The following is a 4060-nucleotide window of genomic DNA, read 5'->3' as shown; positions in this document are numbered from 1 at the left end:
CGCCGGCAGTCGGCGTCCTTCGTGCTGGACTTGAGCAGTCCGTCCCGCCGGGTCGCCGCGCCCCGCGTCGGCACCCAGGGCTGCCCCAGGTCCGTCTCCGTGATCAGCGCGGCCCGCAGCTGCTCCTCGCTCAACCCGGGCTCGGACGCCGCCGAGCCGTCCTCGTCGGCGGCGTCCGAGCCCGGGTTGAGCGAGGAGCAGCTGCGGGCCGCGCTGATCACGGAGACGGACCTGGGGCAGCCCTGGGTGCCGACGCGGGGCGCGGCGACCTGGCGGGACGGACTGCTCAAGTCGAGCACGAAGGACGCCGACTGCCGGCGGCTGCTCGACGTCCTCTACACCGAGGACCTGTTCGGCACGCCGGCCGGACCGCGGGCCGTGGTCGCCCTGGACGACGCCTACAGCGGATCCCAGCTGCGGTACCAGGTGGCCGCGTACCGGCCCGCCGACGTGGACCGCACGCTGAAGTGGCTGGGCGGTCTGCCGGAGAAGTGCGGGGAGTTCACCGCCACGGCCAGGAAGGACGGGGTCCAGAAGGTCGAGGTCGACGCGCTGAGGCTGCCGGAGACCGGGGACGCCCGGCAGGCGCTGCGGGTCACCATGACCGGTGAGACGCCCGACCGCCAGCTGACGCGCCTCACCCTGGACGTGGCGGTGGTCCGGGTCGGCGAGGACACCATCACCCTCACCAACGGTGGATTCGGCGACGTCTCGTCCGAACTCGCGCAGGTGATCGCGGAGTTCGGGGTGAACCGGCTGACGGAGATCCAGAAGCAGGGCCGGGTACGGGTCTGACCGCCCCGGGGCGGACCGCCACGGGCCGGGCCGTCGCGGACCGGGCCGCTCCATGGCGGACCGCCACGGACCGGGCCGTCGCGGCTCCGGTCGCGGCGGTCCCGGCCGTCACCCCAGGCGGTCCACGGCCTGCTTGGCCTCGAGCAGGCCGGCCCCGGTGGCCTCGCGGTAGGCCTTGACCGCCTGGGCGGTCCGGCCCTCCCGCACGAGCGCGACGATCACGTCCCTGTCCGGGATCTCCTCGTGCAGGTCCAGGTGCTCCATCACCAGGTCGAGCTTGCGTTCGACGCGCGCGGCGGTGCGCTCGGCCTGGGAGACGTTTCTCTGGATGGCCCAGATACCGAGAACCACGAGGCAGGCGAGGAAGAGTGTGTCCATGGACGGCAAGCGTAGGCACCGGGGAACGGCCGTTCGACCCCTCTGCCCGGATCGTGACGCTCGCACGGACAACCGCCCTTGTGCCCCTTGCCGTTCGAGTCCGGGAGCCCTTAGGTTCAACCGCGGATCCACCGTGTCCCCCTCATCGCCGCTGCGAGGTCGCCGTGCTGGAACGCGTTCGCACCACCAGGCGTTACGCCCGAGGTCTCGTCGCGGCCGTGGTGGCGGTCACCGCCCTGGTCCTGGCGGCCAACGCGGGCCCGGCCAGGGCCACCCACCCCGAGGCGCCGGACCACCGCACCACGACCCCGGTGGAAGCCGCCGTCCGCTAGGGCCTGTCGTCTGGATCAGGTCGCAGACGCGGGGTCCGGCACGCACATCTGCCGCGCGGTCGCCGCGCGGTCGCTTCGCGAGCGTTCCCGCTGGTCGGGCCCTAATGCGGGAGGGCCTTGCGCAGGGCTTCGTCCAGGTGTCCGGCCAGGTCCTCGTCCGACGGCGCGTCGTCGCCGTGCAGCGGGCCGAGCCGGGCGATGAGCGTCTGGGTGAACGCGCCGTACAGCGGGGTCCTCGGCCGGTGGACCGCTCTCCGCAGGGCGGGCAGGAGGACGTCGCGGGCGTAGGCGGGGCGGCCGTCCCCGTCCCGCGGGACCGGATCGGCGCCCTCGCCCGTGGGGGACGCCGAGGGCCCGGGGCCCACCGTGGCGCACCGCTCGTCGTCCTCGCCGTCCGAGCCGTCCGCGCCGTCCTCGTAGGCCGAGGTGCGGGTCGCGGCGAAGCCCGCCCTCAGCAGGCAGCGTTCGCTCTCCTTCCCGGTGAGGAACCGGATCAGCTCGGTCGCCTTGCGCTTGCGCGGCGACGCCCCGGTGACCGCGAGGTTCTGCCCGCCGAGCACCGCCCGGCCGGGCAGCGGGGCGACCCCGAGCTGTTTTTCGGAGAAGGTCCGGTACAGGGTGCGGTACTCCGACGGCCAGTGCCGCAGGAACGCGGTGCGGCCCTCGACGAAGTCGCTCAGCGACGCGCCCTCGTCGGAGGAGTGGGCGTCCTGGAGGGTGTAGGCGGTCTCCGTGCGGCGGCGCAGCTCCGCGATCCCGTCGGTCAGCCCGTCGACGTCGCCGGTGTAGCGGCCGTCCCCGTCGACCAGTTCGAGGTCCGGCACGGCGGACGCGAACGCCTCCACCGCGTTGACCGTGCGGCCCTCGTAGGCGGCGAGCTGGGTGGTCCAGCCCTTCTCGTAGGGGGTGTCCGGGGGGAGCTGGGCGTTCAGGTCGTCGACCAGGCCCCGCAGTCCGTTCCAGGTGAGTTCGGGGCCGGCGGCGAGGTCGGGCCGCTCGACCCCGGCCCGCTCCAGGTAGTCGCGCCGGTAGTACAGCAGGCCGACGTCGCTGTTGAACGGCGCCGCGTACACCTTCCCGTCCCAGCGGGCCGTGGCGGCCACGGACGGGATGACGTCGTCGTCGAGCAGGTCCCGGGGCAGCGGTTCGATCAGGCCGGCGGTGGCGAACTCGGGCACCCAGGTCACGTCCAGGTTGACCACGTCGTAGGCGGCGCTGCGGGACTGCAGGGCGCCGAGCAGCTGGCTGCGCTGTTCGTCGGCGCTGCCGGGGAGCTCGACCAGGCGGGCCCGGAAGCCGGAGTTCTTCCGCTGCTCGCGGAGGTTCCAGGCGTCGATGAGCTGCCGGCGTATGCCGTTCTTGCCGGTGACGTCCCGGCCGCTGGCGATCACGATGTGGCCGGTCGCGTCGCCCGCGGCGGCGGATCCGGTGGGCGCGCCGGGGCCGCCGTCGCCGTCCGTGCCGCGGGTGCCGCCGCCGGTGCAGGCGGTGAGGACGACGACCAGCAGCAGGGCGAGCGCCGGGGCGAGCCGCGGTGCCGCCGGTCCGGCGGGCCGGTGGGTCCGGGCCGTCATTCCTCCCCCGTTCCGGTGCGGGCGACCTCGTCGCGCAGGGCCGTGCCGGGATCGTCCCCGCTGTCCAGGCAGCGTCCCTGGCCGGCGTCGGCGATCAGGCGGTCCGGCCTGTCCGGGTCGCAGCCGCCGTTCGTCAGGGACACCACGGTCACCGGCACCTCGGCCCGCCGCGCCCCGGAGAGGATGTCGTCCAGGCGGTCCCGGGGGAGCTGGCCGCTGTCCTCGCTGTCGGTGATGTACACGATCAGCCGGCGGCGGTTGTCGTCCCCGGTCCGTTCCATCGCCTCGAACGCGGCGTCCAGGGCGTCGTGCGGATCGGCCTCGGCGTCCCGTACCCGGGCCCGGTCGTCGAGGGTGCGCTCGGCGTCGGCCCGCCGGTGCGGGCCGGGCTCCAGCAGCGGCTCGTACGACCGTCCGCCGGTGTCCGCCACCGCCCACACGCCGTACTCGTCCTGTCCGCCGAGGCCGCCCAGCGACTGTTTCAGCAGTCCGGGGGCCCCGCTCGGCCCCTCCCACAGCTCCCTCATCGAGAGGGAGCTGTCCAGCAGGTAGAGCACCCGTCCCGGGCCGCCCGCCGCCCGGTACTCCCTGAGGGCCGCCTCCATCGCGTCCCGCCGGGCGAACCGGTCGAGCGCGGGGGAGGTGAGCAGCACGCCGTCGGCCTTCGTGTCCGGGTCCATCAGATCCCACTTGTACGGGGTGCGGAAACCGTCCCCGGCGAACACCGCCCGCCCCTCCTCCCCGGTCAGCCAGTCCTGGAAGGCGGCGACCGACGCGGAGCGGGCCTCCTCGTCCCGGTCCGCTCCCTGCCAGCGGACCCGGACGAACACCGGTGCCACGCCGGGGACGTCGTCGGGGTACTGGGCCGTGCGCCGGGTGCGCGTGGTGCTGTCGCAGCCGACGCCGCTGCGCATCAGGAACTCGGGGACCAGGGCGGCCGTGTGGTCGTCCACGTCGTCGCTGTCGGGCAGCGTGCACAGC

5 protein-coding genes are annotated in these 4060 nt (G+C 74.5%); 2 read left to right on the top strand and 3 right to left on the bottom strand.

Annotated elements, in window-relative coordinates:
- Nucleotides 1-21 precede the first annotated feature (21 nt).
- A complete protein-coding gene (locus AOK18_RS13380) occupies nt 22-795 on the top strand; it encodes a hypothetical protein (protein ID WP_338119114.1) in 774 nt (257 codons plus the stop codon).
- A gap of 108 nt (nt 796-903) precedes the next feature.
- Here the strand turns inward: AOK18_RS13380 and AOK18_RS13375 are convergent, their stop codons facing one another.
- Nucleotides 904-1173, bottom strand: coding sequence for a hypothetical protein (locus AOK18_RS13375; RefSeq protein ID WP_055694489.1), 270 nt, complete (start codon nt 1171-1173; stop codon nt 904-906).
- Between the two features lie 164 nt (nt 1174-1337).
- On the opposite strand from AOK18_RS13375, the gene AOK18_RS33310 reads away from it, so the two are divergent.
- On the top strand, nt 1338-1505 hold the full coding sequence (locus tag AOK18_RS33310; protein ID WP_167738685.1) for a hypothetical protein: 168 nt from the start codon (nt 1338-1340) through the stop codon (nt 1503-1505).
- Nucleotides 1506-1606: 101 nt separating this feature from the next.
- Here AOK18_RS33310 and AOK18_RS13370 read toward each other — a convergent pair whose 3' ends face one another.
- Both AOK18_RS13370 and AOK18_RS13365 read right to left on the bottom strand, forming a co-directional pair.
- On the bottom strand, nt 1607-3079 hold the full coding sequence (locus AOK18_RS13370) for an extracellular solute-binding protein (protein WP_055694488.1): 1473 nt from the start codon (nt 3077-3079) through the stop codon (nt 1607-1609).
- Nucleotides 3076-4060: vWA domain-containing protein (locus AOK18_RS13365; protein WP_167738684.1), on the bottom strand; the 985-nt coding region annotated here is incomplete at its 5' end. The genes AOK18_RS13365 and AOK18_RS13370, both read right to left, overlap by 4 nt.

Source organism: Streptomyces prasinopilosus (genome assembly GCF_001419695.1).
In the GTDB taxonomy this organism is placed as follows: Bacteria; Actinomycetota; Actinomycetes; order Streptomycetales; family Streptomycetaceae; genus Streptomyces; species Streptomyces prasinopilosus.
Note: the sequence above shows the minus strand (reverse complement) of the source record. Positions and strands in the feature narration are given on the sequence as shown.

Coding starts and splice junctions, on each gene's coding strand:
- AOK18_RS13375 (WP_055694489.1), bottom strand. CDS start 1,173: ATGGACACACTCTTCCTCGCCTGCCTCGTGGTTCTCGGTATCTGGGCC.
- AOK18_RS13370 (WP_055694488.1), bottom strand. CDS start 3,079: ATGACGGCCCGGACCCACCGGCCCGCCGGACCGGCGGCACCGCGGCTC.